Source organism: Bacillus sp. RB3 (assembly GCF_030164735.1).
Lineage (GTDB): Bacteria > Bacillota > Bacilli > Bacillales > Bacillaceae_G > Bacillus_A > Bacillus_A cereus.
Genome location: NZ_JASNGE010000050.1, coordinates 1 through 20816, shown reverse-complemented (window position 1 = coordinate 20816; position 20816 = coordinate 1). Strand labels below are relative to the sequence as shown.

Genomic DNA, 20816 nt, shown 5'->3' with positions numbered 1-20816 from the left:
CCTAATCAATTAGAGTTCGATAGAACTCTTTACTTAGGAATCCCTCACTTCTAAACGAAGTGAAAGTGGGGGTAGTTCAAATAAATAGTTTTTTAGCAATCTAGGAATAGAAACCGTACCTTATTAAAATGTTATTTCCGTTCCTATAATGAATTATCCTTCTAGCATATATATAAGATTTATATCATATATTAGGAGAAAGAATGAAAGTTAGAAGGGAGTCTTATAGAATGAGTTATTTGGAGGGAAATGACTTTAGTGAACAAAATATGGTAAGTGTGCCTAATCCCTACGTATATCAGACATTACAATCAGTAATTGGTAAACATGTGGTTATTGAAACTGTAAGAGGTAATGTAAGAGGAAAGTTAAAGGATGTGAAACCAGATCACTTGCTCATTGAAGATACAATGCCATATATTGTACGGATTCAACAAATTGTATGGATTATGCCAAAACAATAATCAAATTACATGTAATTTGATTTATAACAGATTAGCGTAATAGACCACCAAATAAAAACACAGGGTTTTATCTCTGTGTTTCTTCAAATTTTCGTTTTTGAATATATGCTTGGGCATGAATAATTTCTTCCTGAAGCTCTTTTAATTCTTTTATAGATTCTGATTCAATAGTCATGTAAGTAGTAACTAAACTGATCATCATATCCATCTTCTCTACTATATTTTGAATGACCTGTTCAGATTGCTCTTTTTTAGGGTGTTGTATTGCTATTAAAGCATTTTCTATATAATTGTTTTTTCTTTGCTGGATATCATAAATAAACTGTTTTGTGTTTGAGTTCATTTGCTGTTCCTCCATTTGGGATATACTTCTATTCTATCATATTCGAATGGGAGATATTAGATTATCCTAAATATACATCTGTCTCGCACATCTCCTCAAATATACAAACTAATCCTTTAATGTAAAGGAAGCTAAGAAAAATTTTTATAAAGAAAAAGCCGATTTCCCTATATATTAAGGGTATCGGCTTTTGTTCATATTCTTTTACTTAATTAATTTCTGACATAAAACTTATAATAATAAAATTACTTTTACTAGCTAGAAAAGGGTTGATACTGTACATTTTAAAATATCAATTAAGCACTAATATTTTGGTTATGCACTGTTTCACTTTTATGGGAAACATAGCTGTGTGCTATCATTCCTAGCATTATTACAAACATGCCACACCAAGATAAAATAGAGGGGAATGAAGAATGTAATAAGATTAGTTCTCCAATAACAGCAAAAAGCACCTCCATAGATTGTGTTGCTTCAACAGTTGCAAGTTGCTGCATATCTCCTTTAACCATATCAGTCGCTTTAAAAAATAAGATAGTTGCAATTACACCAGAGCAAATAGCAACTAAAATAGATTGCATAGTTTGCTCCTTACTAGGTATTCCTGCTGTAAAAAGACCGTACAAGGATAGTAAAAACCAAAACGGTAAGCTAGCTAATGTCATTCCAAGGACACGTTGATAAGCATCTAGACGATCTCCACAAATCTCCATCATCTTACGATTCCCGAGTGGATAAGCAAAAGAAGCTACAATTACAGGGATAATACCTAACATAATATCTTTTACAGCAAGCGATTTTGCTTGTTCCATTTGCATAAGGAAAATACCAAGAAGAATAATCAATGACATACTCATACCCTTCATTGGAATTTTTCCTCTTGTCTTAATAATTCCATCTGGTGTTTGATAGGTTTGGATAAAAAGAGGAGCTAACAAAGATCCTGATATAATAGTAACTTGCCATGTCCCCGCAATAATCCATCCTGGTGCATGTGCAGCGGCAAAACATAATGGAGCATAAAATAGACCAAAACCTACAAAACTCCATAAAAACCATGCACTTAAATCCTCTCTCATAACTTGTAATAATACTTTTAATTTTTTTCGACTCATAACAAGAAGTAAAAGGAATGGAAGCATAAAAATAAACCTTAATGAAGCACTCCATATCCAGCTACCACCTGATAACTCCATTGCTCGATTTAATATAAATGTGAAAGCAAAAAAGAAAGCAGCACATATACCTAAAAAAATAGGGCGCAAATTTCTCACCTCAATCTGCCTCATAAGTCATTAATTTCTCAAGACTTAACCAGTTTTGTTCTACAAGATGCGCTGTTTTTTCGTTATCTTTATTTTTGCAAGCCTCTATAATTTGCTGATGTTGTTCTACTGACTTTAGACCATTTATAGAAGTGAACTGAGAAATTTCGAGACGTTGAATCTTAGATATACTTGGTTCTAACGCACGAATGATTTCAGGATTTCCTGCCACATCTAAAAAAACATTGTGGAATAACTCGTCAGCTTCAATTGCTTTTATAATATCTTTTTTTTCAATAGATAATAGTAAAGCCTTATTACTGAACTCTAATTCTTGAATATCCGACTCTTTTAATAATGGTACTGCTAAACGAGCAGCTAACGAGTGTAAAACTGCTACCACAGTAAATGCGTGTTTCGCCTCCTCAATATTTAATGGTGCAACACGAGTAACTGAACCAGGAATAGATTCAACAAGTCCTTCATCCTCAAGACGCTTCAACGCCTCTCTAACTGGAGTACGGCTAATTCCAAATTCTTCTGCTAATTCTTTGTCATTTAAGCGTTGCTCTGGTTGCAACTCTAATGTAACGATTGCTTTTTTCAAAGTTAGATATACTTCATCTCTAAATGACATACGTTTAATGGGTTTAATAATATCTTTTTTCATAAAACCAATATATCGGATATTGGTTTTATGGTCAACTCTAATTTTTCAATAAAATATACTCGATTATAAAATTCTAAAAATGACCGTTTAAGGAACCTTCTTAACGTATGAAAAAACCAAGTTCTTTAAAGAAATAAATCCTTAGCGTACGAAACTCGCGTTTTATTGGTGGGACTCTCTAATTAATTCGCTTAATGGATTCGGTCTCGTCTATTTTGGATACTACTTTATGTGAAATGGAGATATTATTTTTATTTAGGATAGATTTCTTTCGAAATATGTATCTAGAGCCGTATATTAATTTAAATGTGATACGATAATTGTATATATGCATTGAGAAGGTAAAAGGGGATGAGTGTTGATGAAAAACGATACAATGGTAAACGGAAAACTCCTTCAGACTAATAAAAAGTGGTCACATCTCCGGCAAAAACAAAAAGAGCATATTTCTAATTGGTTACGTAGGGAATACATACAGTTTGTAAAAACGCATCATCGAAAACCTAGAAAAAACGAGCATGATGAGATTCTTCATGAAGTGATGAGTCAAATACAGGAACAAGAAATATGGATTCCAAATGGTGAAGTGAAAAAATATTATGTAAGCAAAATAGGAAAATGGTTTAGAAAAATAGAAGGTGAATGGGAAATACAAATAGATAACAATGAGCGGCAGCAAGTATTAAAAGAAAAGTAGATACAAATAGGGGGCGTATTTCATGTATAACTTACAAGAAGATATGTATGAACAATTGAAAGAGAAAAAAGGGGAAGTAACTGTATTTTTAGGGAATGGTGTTCCAGTACGTGGGCAGATCCTTGCAACAGATAAAATTACCGTCCTAATGATGGTTCATGGAAAGTAACAACTAGCCTACAAGCAAGTAATTTCCACAATTCTTAAGTAATTCTTTTTCCTTTTTTCGAGAGAAGAGGAAAAAACACAAAAAATAGAAGATTGAGATCAATCTTCTTTAAAAAAGGAACAGATGACAGATTACTACTCCAACTCTTAATCAATTATAAATAAGTACATATAAATATTCAATCCATTTCGAGTTTTCTCAACATATTTGTCTTTTTTTAAAATTATAATATAAGTAATTCTTTTTATTATTATATATTTGTTCTTTCCTGTTGCAGAATCCTTAAGCTATTAAGGATTCCTTTTCTTGTTTCTAAAATTCAAAAACTACATTGATAAAACACACAGCAAAGCCATGCATACATTTTCTTTAGACAATTAGCTAAATATCATCTAAGCTGTAATTTTATGAAAATATAATAGCTGATTTCAAATGTAATTAGAAATAAATGTAAGTCTATGACCTATCTTTACACGTATCTCGGCTATACCCCATATTGATAAAAAGGCGTTATCCTTTCCTATGATTTCTCAGAAAGAATAATGCCTTTTTCTTTTTAGGGGGTATTCTGTCTAGTTAGCTTGATAGCGATGTGGTGCTCCCCCTTATAAAATTATTGAAACACACCAGGGAAAGGTATTTATTGAGAGTGAAGTGAATAAGGGAACTATAGTTGAAGCCGCTGTCCCAACTTGCTCACTTCAAAATTAATACATTCTCTTATTGAAATTTTATAAGTTAGTGAGCAGTTAGCTTTGGCTAGCTGCTTTTTTGTATATATTGGAATCGATTCTACATTTTACTGCTTTTTGATGATTCATATATAGATTTTATGGCTTTTAAAAACTCTGTAAGTGTTTTGTAATATTTACGAGAGACTTTTTTAACAGTTATGAGAGAGAAAAGAAAGATTTGTTATATATGATGAAATTAATCTTACTAGTATGTGTTCTAATTGACCTAGAAACCAAGGAGGAAAAATAACAATGAAACAATTAAAGCCAGCAATTAGTGTATTAGGTAGTGTATCGATGGCACTGACTCTAGCATCTCCAGCTTTAGCAGATGTAAAACAACCGAATCCAGGAGGTACAGTTGAAATATTCAAAGAGAATGCAAATGCAAAAAAAGAAGATAAGAATTTCACGCTCGGATCCGATGGGGAGATAGGTTCGCTCATTACACAAAACATTGAAATGGCAAACAATGATTGGGACAAAGATGGTATTTCTAACGACTTAGAGATTAATGGATATAAAATTGAATTCAATTCACAAACTGGAAAAAATGAAGCGAAAGCATGGGATCCTGAGAAGGATAAAGGAAAACCAAAATTTATATCGAATCCTATGAATGCAAATACGGATGGTGATCCTTTTACCGATATGTATGAAGTTGAGAATTATAACAACGATTCTGATACTAATTTCAATCCGATAATTGCCAACATACCGAATTTGCAAATTGGTGTCAAACGTATTGAAGTAATTCCTATTGCAACCATTACGGATAATAATGGCGGATCCGTTAGCAGAGGATGGGAAAAAAGCGTATCTACACAACATTCATTTAATGTAGGTCTAAGTGGTTCAGGTGGTGTAGAAGGCTCAGCAGCCGGTCCTGTTCCTTCCGGAAGTGTTTCAGCAAATGTGGGATACGGATATTCAAAAACAACTACGGAAACAGAGAGTTATACAAATAATTTTGATTGGTCTACTGCAACAACTGTAGATACAGCGAACGCAGCAAAATTACGGGTACATTTGGAATATAAGAATGTAGGAACAGCATCCGCTGAAAATGTTTCGCCACATTTTAATATTCGTTTAGGAAACAAAATTATTAATACTGTAAAGGCAACTCAAGATCGTTATAAAGCAAACTATTTAAGTACAGAAAAAGGTGGACGCAATAAAACAGAAGTAGTTATTGACAGTTTAGAAGGACAAGCAGATGCAAATATTGTCTTATCTTTGGATGAATTGAAAGCTGTTGAACAAGGGGAACTTCTTTCGATTGAAGTTTTACCTACAAGTACAATGGATTTATCTATTGAAAAAGGTGAAGAAATTATGCATTTGGGGGATTCAGGGAGATATGAGTCTAGAGTGCATGCAGCTACTGAACAATTAGAAACAGATATAGGAAATATACCAAAGTTTAGAGTATATACTCCTAAAGACAAATCCCTTTCTGATAAGCCAGTTTTATCCTATAACGAAGTTTTTCAACATGTAAATATAGATACGAAAAAAGTAAATCATATTGTAAACAAGGCTAAAAGTACTAATAACGTATCAGTGGTTTCAGCTAATAATGGAACTGATGCATTAAACGATTTAAAAGCGGGACAGGGAGATCGCGGTTATTTACATAAAGACTCTGTACACGGTGCTTTTGCAAAACTACAGCAACCAACATTAGTAGAAGGTAGTTATGATTCTGTGACGCAAAAGATTAGGGCAACAATTTTACCTGGTTTATTTGGGGTGAGTAAAGAGATTCCTACTACTTATGGCAAGAAATGGAATGCTCCGTCACAAACAGTAAAACTAGTTAAACGTGAGAATGGATTTACATATGAATCTAGAGAAAATATACACCCTATTAAATCTGAAATTGCTGCGCACAGAAAAGTTACATTTGAAATCAATGACGCACACAATCTAACGCCTACACAAAAGATTGATACTGAAGTTAAAGCTAATAAAGAGTTTGAAGATTATGTAGTAGATAATTCAGGTGAATTTGTTACTGAAGGAATTCCTTATACTATAGCTTCATATGGAAATACCGCTTATTGGGGAAGTCATCACGCCGGGAATAAATGGGAGTATCTGTGGGCTGAGCAATCTAGTGATGAAAAAGTGAATGTAATTATTGAAAGAGTAGGTCAACCTAAACCCGGAAAACCAATTAAAAAGGATGAAGAGGTATTAATTAAATTCCAAAATCCTATTTATTCAGATTATGCATATTTAAAACTTCAAGATAGTTATATTCATTTAGATCAAAAACAGAACGCAAGTACTTTTAAATTTAATCATGCATACCCAAAGAATTTCACTGGACACCATAAGCAATGGAACATACTATCTAATGGTAACAAGTTAAAGGTAGGATATTTAATTGATTATATGAAATATGGTAATGGAGAAAACGGGACGGATACTATAGCATGGAATTTATCGAGAGCTCAGTAATAGGTAACAGTTCTGTTGCTAAGATTGATAATTAACGGTAATGAACTGAATAAGAAAAGTTAGATACAAAAATTTAGACTACTAATAGGGAATGAGTTTGATGTTGAATCGGACTCATTCCTTTTAATTTATATGATTTAGACACTACTATTTTAAATACTTATCTAGGCATATAAGTAATCAAATGTTAAGATTACTATCTGTATTACATAAATAGTATTCTGAATTTTTATTTGTTTGGATGTTGAAATGAGGAATTTTGATTTGTTGATACAATCAGTTTATATATATTTATTCGAGAATAGAAAAAATAAATTTTTTTGTTATTGATGAAAAAAAGTGAGGATAGTATATGAAGAAAAGAATTTTAATTGTAGAAGATGAAGAAAATATTCGAGAAGTATGCAAACGGTATTTAGAAAGAGAAGAATATGAAGTATATACTGCTGTAAATGGTAAAGAAGGTTGGGATTTATTTCTTACATATCAACCAGATTTAATTATATTAGATTTGATGATGCCAAAAAAAGATGGATGGGAATTATGCGAGGAAATTCGTCAACAATCAAACGTTCCTATTATTATGTTAACTGCTAAGGGAGAAGAAAGGGATCGAATTTTAGGCTTAACAATGGGGGCGGATGATTATTTAACAAAGCCATTTTCCCCTCGTGAATTAGTATTAAGGGTCCAAATTATACTAAGAAGAGGAAGCCAAGTACCAATACAAATAAAAGAATCTCTATCGGAAGTGATAGAATTTCCAGACTTAAAAATATATCCAAAGACAAGATGTGTACTTGTTTGTAATAAGGAAGTGGAGTTAACGGTAAAAGAGTTTGAGGTACTTTATCTTATGGCAAAGCATCCAAAACAAGTATTTTCTCGCTCACAGCTTCTTGAACTAATTTGGGATTTTGGACATGAAGGAGCATCAAACACGGTTACCGTGCTAGTGAGCCGTTTACGTGAAAAGATCGAGAAGCATACGATAAAGAATCGCTGGATTCATACGGTTTGGGGTATAGGATATCGCTTTGAGCCGAATGGAGGAAATGAAACGTGAGATTACGTATTCAATTGTTACTCATGAATTTATTAAGTACCGGTATTATGGTAATTGCTATATGGTATAGTGAGACGAAAATGTTACTTGAACCGGAACAAACGCGGTTATTAACAGTAATTGCATTTGTGGCATTTATTATTTCAACGTTTATTTTTTGGTTAATGACACGCCCTATCATGAGATCTATACAAAATTTAATAAAATTGACGAAACAATTTAGTGATAGACACTTTGAAACAATGTATATAATTGGGCAAGAACCACGTGAGTTTAAAGAATTAGCAACAGCCTTTCAGCAGATGGCAAAAAAACTAGAAGAAGGCTTTACTAAGTTAGAGAAACAGGAAAACTCTCGTAAGGAGCTAATTACCAATATCTCACACGACTTACGAACACCTATGGCTAGCATGCAAATGATGATAGAAGCATTACAAGATAACCTGATTGAAGATCCTGAAATGAAAAAGCAATACTTAGCGACGATTTTAAAAGAAATAGAAAGATTAAGTGGATTAATTAACGACTTATTTGATCTTTCGAAATTAGAATTTGAGCAAGTAGATTTTCACCCAAGTTTCACACATTTAGATAAAGTTCTATTAGATGTATTAGAGTCGCATTCTGTCTTATTGGAAGACAAACAAATCGATGTGCAATTGGTTGTTCCAGATACATTACCTAGACTTTTAATTATGCCTTGTAAAATAGAAAGGGTCATAGGAAATTTATTACATAATGCAATTCGATATTCTCCTATCTCTGGAACAATTGAGTTGACTGTAGTGGAAAATAAACTAACTCAAAAGGTCCAATTCACTTTGCGGGATGAAGGAATAGGAATTTCTCCAAATGATCAATTACGTGTATTTGAACGTTTTTTTAGAACAGACCGATCAAGAAGTTCACAATCTGGAGGTTCCGGACTTGGATTAGCCATTGCAAAATCATTAATTGAAATGCACAAAGGGGAAATTGGTGTAAGGAATCGCGCAGACGGTAAGCAGGGAAGTGAATTTTGGTTCACTCTTCCCATCACATCAGTAAAAAAATAAGATGGCTGAAAGACTTTTGTAACATTTACGTTAGAAAAATGAAAGACCTTCTTGTTAACATACTACTACACAGTATGTTACAGGAGGTTTTTTACTTTATGAAAAGAAGATATGTATGGCTTATAGGTGGTTTGATAATTGTATTGGGGATTTTATGGTCATTGTTCCGACCAGAGAAATTATTTATTGATAAGCACGTAAATGAATCATTGCCACAAGCAGAGATACAATCAACTGAAGTAAAGCAGCAAAGTGATCGAGTAATAAGGGAAGGTCAGTTTCAAAACGGTGTTCATGAAACAGCCGGAACGGCAAAAATTCACCAATTAGCGGATGGAAAACGTGTTTTACGACTTTCTAATTTTGCAACATCTAATGGGCCAGATGTACGAGTTGTATTAGTTCCTACAAATCGTTTGAAAAATAATGAAGACGTGAAGAACTATCAGTATATTGAATTGGGAAAATTAAAGGGAAATAAAGGAGACCAAAACTACGAAATTCCTGAAGGGATAGATGTAAATGAATATGGGTCGGTTTCTGTTTGGTGTAAAAGATTTAATGAAAACTTTGGTGCGGCTTATTTTAATAATTAAATATGAATTCAAAATTTCCTCTTACAGGTGAAATTTATATGAGATATGGTAATAGCTGCAGCAGACTTAGTTGCTAATAAGGGCACTCATAAGAGTGTGTTTTTCATATTTCTTAATTTTTGTATATTTTAGAGCTATTGGACGTTTACGGGGTACCGCTACATCACTATCAAGCTACCAAAATAAAATCCTAGATAGAAAAAACGGTATTTTTTCTATCTAGGATTTAGATGTATCTTTTGAATAAAGTTTGATAAAAATGCTTTTTCTCCCATCCATAAGGAATAAGTTTATTGTGAATGGAGAAAAAATGATTACAGAAGGAGACGGTGGTTGGGGTTCGGCTCCACGAAGTATTATGGCCCAAAAAGAAGACGGCACAATAATGTTTCTAGAGATAGATGGTAGGCAAACATAGCATAGGGGCTACGTTAAAAGAGTGTCAAGATATCCTATATGAAAAAGGAGCTATAAATGCGTTGGCAATGGATGGAGGTTCTTCTGCTACGCTATATTTAGGGGGAAAGGTTATAAATTCGCCTTCCACATTATCTCATGATGATTGTTATTTACCGAATGCTTGGGTGGTAACAGCAAATTCTAAGCAAAAAATACAGATGACAATAGATGAGGAAAAGGTAAATCCAAAAAGATTAGATGAAATTGATACAAAAATTTAAGCCCATGTATGAATTACTTATATAGATGAAAATTATGGTTAAAACCGTAGAATGTATAATGCATAAAATCCGTGAAATGAAATCCTTACACAACAAAGAGAAATGAAAATAACACTAAACTTTTTGATGAAATTCACAAAAAGTTTAGTGTTATTTTTAATACAGTTACACTTTCAAGGTCTATTAACTTGTGAGGTCATCTAACTTTAACCATTGAGATTTTCAAGAGCGTTCATTAAATTAGTTCCATCCGGACTACCTAATCCTGTACAAGCATCCCACCCGGAAGATGCTTTATAAGCACCGTTTCCATTATTTACATTATTATTTCCGACTGTAATATCATGAAATATACCAGTTTGAGTCGATAACTTATATAAAACTGGATTGATAAATCCGATTGAGTGACCCAATTGTTGATTGATATTTGCAATTAAACCAGCCCAAAGAGGAGCTACAGCGCTAGTTCCACCAGTAACAGTTTGTTGCCCATTTACTTCAATTTGATACCCTGTTTCTGGATCAGCATTACCTGCCACGTCTGGAACACCACGCCCACTTTTTCCCCCTGGATTAGCTGAAGACGGAACATGTGCATTTATCTGCCAGCTTGGAAGAGGGAATACATCACTCACTCCGCCACCAGTAGCAATTTGCCTTGCAGGACTATTGTTCCAAACAACCTCATTAGTTATTGTGTGATCGTTCCCTTCTAAACGTGTACCACCACATGCTAAAGCAAAAGGACTAGATGCAGGGAAATCAGTGTGAAGTAATTGGTCTGGTGCAGAACCATCTTGGTTAAAATCTGATGAACCATTATCCCCCGCGGCACAACATACTGTTATGCCAAGTGTTGCAGCATCTTGGAAAGCTCGATCTAAAGCTATTCTAGCTTGATTCGTCCAGCTATCTTCAGATGCACCCCAACTTATAGAAATTACAGAAGGTTTGTTAATTTGATCATGGATAGCTTTGTTGATACCATGAAGAAATCCAGCGTCCGTATTTGGTGCAAAATACATAGCAATTTTCACCCCAGGAGCAACTGCAGCGGCTACCTCAATGTCTAACTGTACTTCACCATCTGCAGCATCCCCTGTTTGATTATGAGCTCCATCTACAAGTACATCAACTAGTTTTGGTTGAGAAACTCCTAAGCGATTAAAGTATTGTACCATATCATTAGGATTGTATCCCCCGCCAAATTCTACAATAGCGATGCATTGGTCCTTACAATTTAAAGATGGAAAATTATAAAGCTTTGCTACTTCGGGTGGTGTAAATGTTTTTCTTGCAGCTGCACTTACAACCTTATCTTCTTCCAACATACAAATATGTGGAGACACTTGTGGTCTGTTATCTAATCCTAAAACGGCTTCAACAATATCAGAAATTTCTTCTGGAACATGTACATGCCCTGTACGTCCGCGATATGTAAAGTCAGGGTGCTCATATTGAGCAAGCTCCACACCAAATGCTGTACTGAATCTATCTACAGTTCCCGCTAACCTAACTGTTCCAGCAGCAACATTTATGTCTTTTACCTCTAGCCCTTGTTCATTTGCAAATGCTTCTATCTTTTTCAAATCATTAGGATTAGCGCCATGCTTGGACTCAAACTCTTCATGGCTAAGGTGACCACGTTCTGAAAGCGGACTAGTAGTTGCTTTTTCAATCATAGATTTCAACTTTTCAGTATTAGAAGGACGTTTAACAACAATGGTTACTAACATCTTTTCATTTGGGTCAGCTGAAGCCACCTTCTTTGCGTTAGATGGGACATTACGTTCACTACCTGAAACCCTAACCAGATTCTTGTTCATTTTTTTACACCTTACTTTCATTATTTTTAATATTGTTAATTTGCTATATTATATTGCTACTAAAAAAATAAAAGCAAACATAGCAACCTTATTATGTACTTATTAAATATTTTTATACTCTATTAAAGAAACATGCATTTAACATATATATTGATTTAAAAAGATAGATAGGGATAATATATTATATATATGTGTGTATAAAGTGTTTTTGAATTTATAAAACTCATATTAATATATGGAATTATAATATTTACTAGTTGTTATAATGTAAATAATGCAGTTCTATTCCTACAAATTCCAGCTGTTAAAGCAGAGTTTGTTAGTGAGAATACAGAATTTATAAAAAAGTCATGGTTATAGTAGAAGGTAAATAGTCTGTTTAGTTTCAAAGGAAACATTATAGGTACGTTTTATTTTTTTAGAGCAAAGAAAATATTGCTTACTTGATCGTTACGCATAAAGCAGGATCTCCTTAAAGATATTACCATTTTAATCCTGGTGTTTTTCTTAAGCAGAATTAGTGTTTATTCATTATTTCATATTATTTTTGTCTGGAATTTTTCATTTGGATTAGCTAGGGATGATATATTTGGATTTTTTGATATTAATTATGTAATTAATTCGCTCACTTTGTAGACTGGACAATTCAAGCATCCAGGTAGATGATTCTTTCTTTAGGAATAAAAAACTCTTGAAGTGATTTAGGTTTTATGAAAAGCTAAATCACTTCAAGAGGAGGAGTAATACCGTTAAGGAGATCCCAAGTACTTAATCCAAAAGAATACTCGAAATGCGGATAATCAACTAGGGTAGTAAAACGCCCACCCCAATTTAAACCAAGTTTTTCTCCTATATACCCTATTTGCTTGAATTTTTTGATGTTACCCCAAGGTATAGAGTTATTTTCGTAAGGTGCAGCATCAAATGCCAATCCCCAATTGTGATATGATTCCCCGCCCCGAGCATTTGTAACCTTTTTACCTGGTTGCCATCTTCCTAAAGAAAATAAACGGTCTTGTTCACTCCAGCTCCTAAATGCGGAATATATTCGAACATCTAAGCCATTAGCTTTTGTTACTTGAAGAAACTCTTTAGCCAACATCTCAACATATGGGTGTAAGGAGTGTAAGTGATTAGAGCTAGTATAAAATTCAGATTGAGAATTGGGATTAAACAATTTGTGGCGTGTTCTAGGTGTAATATCTCCAGAAGGGTATAAATTTAGATTTTTTTGGTATTCTTGTATGGCTTGGGTAGTCGATACATTGAATAGCCCATCAAGTTCTCCAAAATAAGTCCCCATAGATTGCAGCTTCTTTTGTATTAATATTACGTTCTCAAACAATGATCTCCATGTGTTAACTTCTACTATTCCATTTGGATTTAATTTATTTTTTTCTTGAAAAATTTTTGTGCATTTATTTGTTTTTTCGTCAAAAAAACCGGTAATAGCAAGCTTGTCGAAGTTTACTCCCAAACCGTTTAAATTTAATTGGAGGACTGTTACATAATATCCTGTAGAGCCTAATTTTAAAGTGGGTAAATTCTCCATATTTCACCCCTTGATTTTAGAATACTGTTATTTATTATAGCTGAATTGAACTTTAATATGACCGGTACTAATCGTAAAAGAAATAGCGGTTAATATATTCAGTTTTATTCACTCAACTTGCTAAAAGTAAAGTTACTTTATTTAAATATTTGTAAGTATTTTTTCTATTCCTTAAATATAGATTTTAAAGAAGTAATTTAAAACAAGTGCTTTATAAATCAACTGAAATCTTTAATTCATAACTTTCTTTGTTATAAGCAAGTATAAATTTGAATTACTTAAAATTATCTTTGTAAATAAGGTTATTTAACTTTTATAGTATGTAACAAAAGTGTAACTAGATTAATCTTTTGGATTGAAGAGTTATTTTGGATAGATTAGCAGAAGATAGTGAAAAAATAGAGTTGTACAAACGTGTGTTCCGTGATTTTAGAGAGGATTTGAGCAAGTATAAAATTGAGTTATATAAAATTATCTTTGTAAATAAGGTTATTTAGCTTTTATAGTATGTAACAAAAGTGTAACTAGATTAACCTTTTGGATTGAAGGAGTTTTTCGGGTAGATTAGCAGGAAGTGGTCAAGTATTAATAGAGTAGTCCATACTTATTTTTTAAAGAATCTATAGAATCTTTAAAGAAAATAGGCAATTATATGATTTCAAAAAAATAGAGTTGAGCATAATATCATGGATAAAGGGCCTTTTTATTTTGTTTATATACGAGAGTTTTAATATAAATAGGATTTGATGAGAGGAGAGATGAATTTGTATAATTATCCACCATATTCTTCAGGGAATTCTAAACCACCACATTTTATAGCAGGAGTGAGTGATGAAGGTCAGGAAGCTTTTTATCGGCAACCAAGTGGAAAGATATTTGCAAAAATATATGAAAAAGGCACAGAAAGACCGATTAAGGGTGTTAAAGTATCAATTTATAAAATGACAAATGAAGGGCGTATTTTAGCTTCACGACAAAGTGAGGTTATTACTTTATATACGAATGAATTCGGTGAAACAAATACAGTTGCCTTGCCTACACCCCCTAAAGAGAATGCTACCGATCCTTTAGGATCTAAACCTTATTCAGAATATGCAATTTCCATTGAAGCTGCAGGCTATGCACCTGTAGTACTGCGCGGTACACAAATTTTTGAAGATGTTACTGCTATTCAGAAAATGGAACTTATACCTATTAGTGGCGCAGAAGGACGGGATCTTGTTGAAATAATTGATATTCCGGAACATACTTTAATCGGACAATATCCCCAGCAGGAATCCCAACAGGAACTACAAAAAGAACTCGAGACGCAACAAGAGATAAGGGAAGATACCGATAGAGATATTGTAATACCTGAATTTATTACCGTTCACGATGGTCATCCAAATACACCTGCAAGAAATTACAGAATGAGATTTAAAGATTATATAAAAAATGTGGTTGCTTCTGAGGTTTATCCGAATTGGAAAAAAGAAGCATTGTTAGCTAATGCCCTTTGCATTATGACTTTTACATTAAATCGTCTTTATGTAAACCCTTTTAAAGGAAAAGGATTCGACATCACAAGTACTACACAGTTTGATCAAAAGTATACTCATGGAAGAAATACCTTTGAATCTACTGATGATGCAGTGGAGGAGGTATTTAAGCAATATCTTGCAAAGCATGGAGAAAATACACCGTTTTTTACACAATATCGTGATGGGAAAAAGCAAACATGCCTATATGCTAAAAGACCAGGAATGCTATATCAATGGGGAACGTTCTGTCTAGCAGAAAAAGGAATGAGCTATTTGGATATTTTGAAATATTACTATAAAGATATTGAAATCCGTTTGGCGGAATTTATACAAGTCGTCAAATCTTTCCCGGGGAAAATTTTAAAGGAAGGAGATCAAAATCTTGCTGTTGAAACCATTCAAAAGTATTTATTCCATATAAGAAAAAGATATACAGATATTCCAGAAGTAAGAGTAAACGGTACGTTCAATTCAAGTACTACAAATGCAGTTAGGGCTTTTCAAAGACAGTTTCAACTTTCTGAAAATGGGGCTGTAGATGAAATAACTTGGAATAAAATGAATGATATTTATGTGTATGTTACCAATCTCCCTGGCATGTATCCAATTTTACAGAATGGTAGCCAAGGAGAGCTTGTAAGGAGATTACAAAATTTATTGAAGGATTATGGTTTTTACGAAGGACAATTAGATGGTTTTTTTGGACTTGGAACTGAAGTATCAGTGAAAGAGTTTCAGAAGATAAAAAGTTTTACTGTTACGGGAGTAGTGCGTAAGGAACTATGGATGGTCCTTGAAGAGATAGAATATACTATGGGAACTTCCCGAAGGTCTTTAACAAGTAATTCAATTCCACAGCAAACGAATACAGGTTTAAATCTTAAAACACAAGCGCCTTCTCAAAATCAAAATCCAGTATCTATTTATCCCTCTTCTATGACAAATGTGTCCAATTATCAGCAAACACAATCATTCTACAATAATAATAGATATTATCCCTTTTCTTAATTAGTGATGTATGTAAAAGTGACAAGGAGTAATTAAATGAACAGACATAGAGGGAGGACGAATAGATTTGAATGAAAATTATTCTTATCCATTGGATTTAGGACAGCAAATTTATTATCAACCACATCGATTTTTTAATGAAAATCAAATTTATTATGATACACGGCATTCTAATCGGGCATCAACTGGTAAATTAATTGTATCTGTTTATGAAATGAATACAGATAAACCTATTAAGGGTGCAAAGGTATTCATTCGTAAGCAAGAGGATAGTAGTCAAGTTATTGCTACACTCCAAACAAATGACATTGGTTTCACAAGTCCCATTTCTCTATCAGCGCCTCCTAAAGAGTATTCTCAGAATCCTTCAGGACCTAAACCTTATACAGAATATGTTCTTACAATCGAAGCACCTAACTATGGAGTTAAAATAATTAGAGGTGTACAAATCTTTCCGGAAACTACAGCGAAACAAAGAGTGGAAATGGTTCCTGTTAATCGAACAGGAGAACGCCAATTAATTGAAACAATTAATATTCCTCAACATGCATTAACTGAATATTATTTAGAGAGACAACTTCGATCAAACTATCCCCGTTTTTCTCACTTTCCTCAACATGCAAATAGCTTAAACATCCCTCAATACATTATCGTTCATGATGGAAATCCTAATGAATTAGCTCCAAGATATAAAGTGGAATTTAAGGAATATATAAAAAACGTAGCTGCTTCAGAACTTTATCCAACATGGCCTAAAGAAGCTATTAAGGCTAATATAATTTGTATAACATCTTTTGTATTAAATCGTATATATAATGAGCATTATTTGGAAAGAGGGTTTACTATTAGTAGTACTCCTTTGTTTGATCAATCTTATAATTATGGTAGAAGTACGTTTTCTGAAATCGATGATATAGTTGATGAGATTTTTAATCAGTACATTGTAAAACCGTATAGTATTGAACCAATACTAATTAATTATTGTAGTGGCATAAGAAATGAATCAAATGAATACTTCTGTAGATGGGGAAGTGTATATCTTGCTGAGCAGGGGAGAAATTATTTTAGTATAATTCGTGCCTTTTATCCACTATCAGAGATTAACTTTTTATAATTAACAAGTTAATAATGAAAATCCAGAAAGGAAACTGAACATTGTTATTATTAGAAACATTATAGGATATGAAATACTACTTGAAAGCGTTAAGATTTTTTATGTGGTACTCAAAAATAAATATAAATTTAAAACCATAGAAGTAATTAGATTCTATGGTTTTTCTATATGTAGTTATTAAAAAGTATATATTAGGTTTACTCTGTTAAAATAAAGAAAACTTTCTCCTTAAAAAAGTAAGGGAGTAAATATTAAGCTTTTTAACTAATATTTATTAGATTTATGAAAAAAATTCAAGAAGAACGCAATGAAAAATCAATGTAAATATGCAGCACATGAAGTGACAGGTACTGTTAAAGTGGCTGGGCAAACTAAAGATATTAGTAGAAGGGTTTACCGTATGAAAAGTATAGATTGGGATTACGTCGCCTCACCATCCGTTAATAAAAGCGGAAAGTCGAATCTTCAATTAGCTTTAGAAGGCGGGGTACATTTTACAAAAGATAACCACAAAATTGAGTTACATCATTTAACGCAAAAAGAACCTGGAGCAATGGTTGAAATACCAGCTAATAAACATGATGAATTCACTAAAGCATTGAATGGTTTAGTAGAAACAGGAGAAAATTTTAGAAACGACAAAGAGCTATATAAACAGTATAATAATTTTAGAAATAACTATTGGAAAATGAGAGAAAAAGAACATTTAGAAGGGAAATAAATAGATGAATGACAAGATTATTTCAATCATTTCCACATATGAAAAAGATGGTGATTTTATGGGAGGGGTAAATGAAGATACAATTCGAGAAGCAGCACAAATGTTAAACACTACGTTCCCAAACAGTTATCATTGGTTTTTAAAACAGTATGGTAGCGGCGGACTGGATGGTATAGATATCCATGGTTGTGAGACAACAGCTGCATATTCTTCCGTTGTTTACTATACCAAGTTATATAGAGAAACATATAACCTTCCTGAACAATACATTGTTTTAAATGATATCGATGGTACTGTGACATGTTTAGATACCAATCAAATGAAAGATGGCGAGTGCCCTGTTGTCTTTTGGAGTCGTTTTTCAAAGGAACTGTATGCCATTACTTATAAAAACTTCAGCGACTATCTATTAGATTCTTTACAAGAATCTGTAGATAATTTGTATGATGAGGATTAATTGATTATTGAATACTAAGAATCATATTTTATGTAATAATATATATTTATAGGTTTCAGATAATTTTACTGTTTTGATTTACAAAGAAAAAGCCGATTATCTTGAAGTGCACCCCAATTGTTAGACACAGTCTAACAATTGGGGTGCACTTCATAGGAAGATACGGCTTTTTTATGCATAAAGAAAAGACACCCTAAGGTGCCTTCCTCCGACTTGAACCACTTTAATTTTAATAATATGCATTTGGACTTTCATCCAAATAATATTTTACAATATTAAGTGATATTGGTGATTGAGAAATATGAATCGAATCTATTGTTTTACTTTTAAGCTCTTTTCGTATTCTTTAGCTTCATCAACATTTTTAAATGTTTTTAAATCGAATATCTTTTCTCCATCAATACATACAACTAATACTCCATCTTGAGCTTGAAGAACACTACCTACATTACCTTTTCCAAGTGAAATACTGAAGGGATTCTCTACATTTAATGATTTCTTTTTAGCAAGATAATCTTTAAATGGCATACCAATGGATAGTTCGTCTTTTAAGCCTTTAATAGTGTTACCAGAAGTAGTTGTTGGTTGTTCCTTTTTTGTAGCCTCTTCTTGCTGTTTGCGTTGCTTTTCAGCCGTCTCTTGTTCTGCTTTCTCCTTTTTCACAGTCCCTTTTTCTTCAGCTTTCTTTGCTTTCTCCGCTTCCTTTTGTGCTTCTTGCTCAGCTTTAGATTCTTTGGAAGTACTTGCTGTCTCGTTAGATGAACATGCTGCTAATCCCATAAATAAAGCGAAACAAGTAAGTGTTGTTAATAGTTTTTTGTTCATAGTATGTATCCCCCAGCGTTTAAAATGTAAGATTTACCTGAACTATCATAACAAATATAATCACAACTATTTTGTCATATTATGTCGAAATGAAATAAAAAAACACCCAAAGGCGCATTCCTCCGACTTGAACTATCCTGTATTAATGCCCTACCGATTAATAAATTAAATTATAAAAATAATTTGTTATACTTCCGTGTACCCTAGCTGATATAATGTATAAGGAAATTATTGGTTCACATATATTAGGGAGGTACATAAGTCATGATAGATATAATCGAGGTAATCTTGTCATTCTTTTTACTTGTTACATATTCCATTCGTTATCTATTTTCAACAGGCGAAAATAGGAAACAAGCAAAAGCAGATCTAAAGGAATTTTGGAATAGTAATGAAGGACAAGGATTATTTGGTGCTGCTGTGGGACTGGTAATTTCTATAATAATTTTTGGTTATTTGTTGACGACGCAAATAAATTTTTAACTAAGAAGAAAAGTATTAAAGAAAACAAGATATTAAATAATATATAAGGATCTCGCCATTTCTGTTGGATGGTGAGTTTTTTAATGTACAAAAGAAAAGACACCCAAATAAGAGTGTCTTTTCCCATAGTTTTTAGCAGAAGCAAGAAGCTCCAACAATAATTAATAAAATAAATAATACAACTAATAAAGCAAATCCTCCTGCAAAGCCACAGCCGCCACCGCAACTACCACCAAAGCCCATAATAATTCCTCCTTTAAATAGTAGGAGAAAAATAAGAAGTCACTCATGTATCTTAATGGATTCAAATTACTTTATGTTTTTATGGATTAAATGAGCAGGTCCTTTTGAAAATAAGGGAAAGATGATCTAAGGCGCTTCACCTGAAGAGGGGTACGGCCAGCATTTTTGAAAAAAACACGCTAAGAGTATACAAAGTTTTATGCAAAAAATAGGGGGACACCGGGAACCATAGGGAAGCCAAAAGGCGCTCTAGAATAGGAATGTATAAAAAGATGCATAGAGTCATAGAAAAAGGCGAATCCCTTCTGAGATTAAGGGGGCACTTTTTTCTTCGCTACCGATAATGAGACGTTATGTTAACTTGCTATGAATATCATATTCAACTAAAATTACCCTTATTGATGGTACAATTAAAGCCTTGGAGGGATATTATGGGGATTATTTTATATTTTTCATTTTATTTTGGAGTACTGTTTCTTATAATTGGTACTGCATTAGTTTTATTTATTATGGCTGCATTACCAAAAATCTGGAGTAAAAATCTATCATTCGTAATGATTGGTTTAGGGATAAATATACTTACCATTCCGTTATCTTATTTTATAGGTGGGATGGCAACAGATTCTCCTGATAGTACTAGGTTAGATTTTTGGAAAGGATTTTTCTTTATTCAAAAAATACCGCTCTTTTTACTGATTTTTTTATTATTTTTAACTGTGGTGTTGTGGTTTATTCGTAAGAACAAGAAAATAGTAAACATGTAGAATTTTAAAACGACTTCCAATAACGAGAATTATGGTGCGACAAGAAGTCGCATTCCCACAGGGTAGCTTCTGCTACTAGATTAGATGCAAAGTCT

Annotated in this window: 19 protein-coding genes and 2 pseudogenes; 14 read left to right on the top strand and 7 right to left on the bottom strand. The window is 33.0% G+C overall.

Features of this window, described 5'->3' with window-relative positions; all coding sequences use genetic code 11:
• Window positions 1–230 precede the first annotated feature (230 nt).
• Window positions 231–464 carry a YuzF family protein gene (locus QO049_RS28880; protein ID WP_000120813.1) on the top strand — a complete coding sequence of 78 codons (234 nt, stop codon included), beginning with the start codon at window positions 231–233 and terminating at the stop codon, window positions 462–464.
• 67 nt (window positions 465–531) lie between these two features.
• Here the strand turns inward: QO049_RS28880 and QO049_RS28875 are convergent, their stop codons facing one another.
• The 3 genes from QO049_RS28875 to QO049_RS28865 form a co-directional block, all read right to left on the bottom strand.
• On the bottom strand, window positions 532–807 hold the full coding sequence (locus QO049_RS28875) for a hypothetical protein (RefSeq protein WP_001087714.1): 276 nt from the start codon (window positions 805–807) through the stop codon (window positions 532–534).
• A gap of 296 nt (window positions 808–1103) precedes the next feature.
• Complete coding sequence (locus tag QO049_RS28870) at window positions 1104–2096, bottom strand: DMT family transporter (protein WP_246963218.1); 993 nt, start codon at window positions 2094–2096, stop codon at window positions 1104–1106.
• Window positions 2083–2742, bottom strand: coding sequence for a GntR family transcriptional regulator (locus QO049_RS28865; protein ID WP_246963214.1), 660 nt, complete (start codon window positions 2740–2742; stop codon window positions 2083–2085). The genes QO049_RS28870 and QO049_RS28865 overlap by 14 nt, the downstream gene beginning before the upstream one ends.
• 361 nt (window positions 2743–3103) lie before the next feature.
• Here QO049_RS28865 and QO049_RS28860 point away from each other — a divergent pair, with 361 nt between their 5' ends.
• The 7 genes and pseudogenes from QO049_RS28860 to QO049_RS28830 all read left to right on the top strand — a co-directional run.
• Window positions 3104–3439: a transposase gene (locus QO049_RS28860; protein WP_246963201.1), complete on the top strand. Its 336-nt coding sequence runs from the start codon at window positions 3104–3106 to the stop codon at window positions 3437–3439.
• A gap of 22 nt (window positions 3440–3461) precedes the next feature.
• Complete coding sequence (locus tag QO049_RS28855; protein ID WP_242245330.1) at window positions 3462–3608, top strand: RNA chaperone Hfq; 147 nt, start codon at window positions 3462–3464, stop codon at window positions 3606–3608.
• A 986-nt stretch (window positions 3609–4594) separates the two neighbouring features.
• A complete protein-coding gene (locus QO049_RS28850) occupies window positions 4595–6811 on the top strand; it encodes a binary toxin-like calcium binding domain-containing protein (RefSeq protein ID WP_246963626.1) in 2217 nt (738 codons plus the stop codon).
• A gap of 352 nt (window positions 6812–7163) precedes the next feature.
• The gene (locus QO049_RS28845) at window positions 7164–7877 is read left to right on the top strand and encodes a response regulator transcription factor (RefSeq protein WP_246963625.1); all 714 of its coding nucleotides are present in this window, start codon (window positions 7164–7166) and stop codon (window positions 7875–7877) included.
• Window positions 7874–8954 (top strand): annotated as a pseudogene (locus QO049_RS28840) (sensor histidine kinase). Before QO049_RS28845 ends, QO049_RS28840 begins: the two are co-directional and overlap by 4 nt.
• A gap of 76 nt (window positions 8955–9030) precedes the next feature.
• Window positions 9031–9528 (top strand): DM13 domain-containing protein, encoded by a 498-nt coding sequence (locus tag QO049_RS28835; protein ID WP_246963623.1) that lies wholly within the window; start codon window positions 9031–9033, stop codon window positions 9526–9528.
• A gap of 292 nt (window positions 9529–9820) precedes the next feature.
• Window positions 9821–10208 (top strand): annotated as a pseudogene (locus QO049_RS28830) (phosphodiester glycosidase family protein); the annotation flags it as partial.
• A 206-nt stretch (window positions 10209–10414) separates the two neighbouring features.
• On the opposite strand, the gene QO049_RS28825 reads toward QO049_RS28830, so the two are convergent.
• Both QO049_RS28825 and QO049_RS28820 read right to left on the bottom strand, forming a co-directional pair.
• The gene (locus QO049_RS28825) at window positions 10415–12034 is read right to left on the bottom strand and encodes a S53 family peptidase (RefSeq protein WP_246963622.1); all 1620 of its coding nucleotides are present in this window, start codon (window positions 12032–12034) and stop codon (window positions 10415–10417) included.
• 718 nt (window positions 12035–12752) lie between these two features.
• Window positions 12753–13586, bottom strand: coding sequence for a peptidoglycan-binding protein (locus tag QO049_RS28820; RefSeq protein ID WP_246963621.1), 834 nt, complete (start codon window positions 13584–13586; stop codon window positions 12753–12755).
• A 764-nt stretch (window positions 13587–14350) separates the two neighbouring features.
• On the opposite strand from QO049_RS28820, the gene QO049_RS28815 reads away from it, so the two are divergent.
• From QO049_RS28815 to QO049_RS28800, 4 genes are all read left to right on the top strand, one after another.
• The gene (locus tag QO049_RS28815; protein WP_246963620.1) at window positions 14351–16114 is read left to right on the top strand and encodes a peptidoglycan-binding protein; all 1764 of its coding nucleotides are present in this window, start codon (window positions 14351–14353) and stop codon (window positions 16112–16114) included.
• A gap of 67 nt (window positions 16115–16181) precedes the next feature.
• On the top strand, window positions 16182–17228 hold the full coding sequence (locus QO049_RS28810) for a SpoIID/LytB domain-containing protein (protein ID WP_246963619.1): 1047 nt from the start codon (window positions 16182–16184) through the stop codon (window positions 17226–17228).
• A 307-nt stretch (window positions 17229–17535) separates the two neighbouring features.
• Window positions 17536–17949: an HNH/ENDO VII family nuclease gene (locus tag QO049_RS28805; RefSeq protein ID WP_246963618.1), complete on the top strand. Its 414-nt coding sequence runs from the start codon at window positions 17536–17538 to the stop codon at window positions 17947–17949.
• A 4-nt stretch (window positions 17950–17953) separates the two neighbouring features.
• Window positions 17954–18406: an SMI1/KNR4 family protein gene (locus QO049_RS28800; RefSeq protein WP_098330014.1), complete on the top strand. Its 453-nt coding sequence runs from the start codon at window positions 17954–17956 to the stop codon at window positions 18404–18406.
• Window positions 18407–18718: 312 nt separating this feature from the next.
• Here QO049_RS28800 and QO049_RS28795 read toward each other — a convergent pair whose 3' ends face one another.
• Window positions 18719–19231: a hypothetical protein gene (locus QO049_RS28795; protein WP_001035635.1), complete on the bottom strand. Its 513-nt coding sequence runs from the start codon at window positions 19229–19231 to the stop codon at window positions 18719–18721.
• Window positions 19232–19495: 264 nt separating this feature from the next.
• On the opposite strand from QO049_RS28795, the gene QO049_RS28790 reads away from it, so the two are divergent.
• On the top strand, window positions 19496–19714 hold the full coding sequence (locus QO049_RS28790; protein WP_098607766.1) for a hypothetical protein: 219 nt from the start codon (window positions 19496–19498) through the stop codon (window positions 19712–19714).
• A 132-nt stretch (window positions 19715–19846) separates the two neighbouring features.
• Here QO049_RS28790 and QO049_RS28785 read toward each other — a convergent pair whose 3' ends face one another.
• Entirely contained in the window at window positions 19847–19957 is a 111-nt protein-coding gene (locus QO049_RS28785; protein ID WP_000505681.1) for a YjcZ family sporulation protein, read from the bottom strand.
• Window positions 19958–20388: 431 nt separating this feature from the next.
• On the opposite strand from QO049_RS28785, the gene QO049_RS28780 reads away from it, so the two are divergent.
• Complete coding sequence (locus tag QO049_RS28780; protein ID WP_284489729.1) at window positions 20389–20721, top strand: hypothetical protein; 333 nt, start codon at window positions 20389–20391, stop codon at window positions 20719–20721.
• Window positions 20722–20816 lie beyond the last annotated feature (95 nt).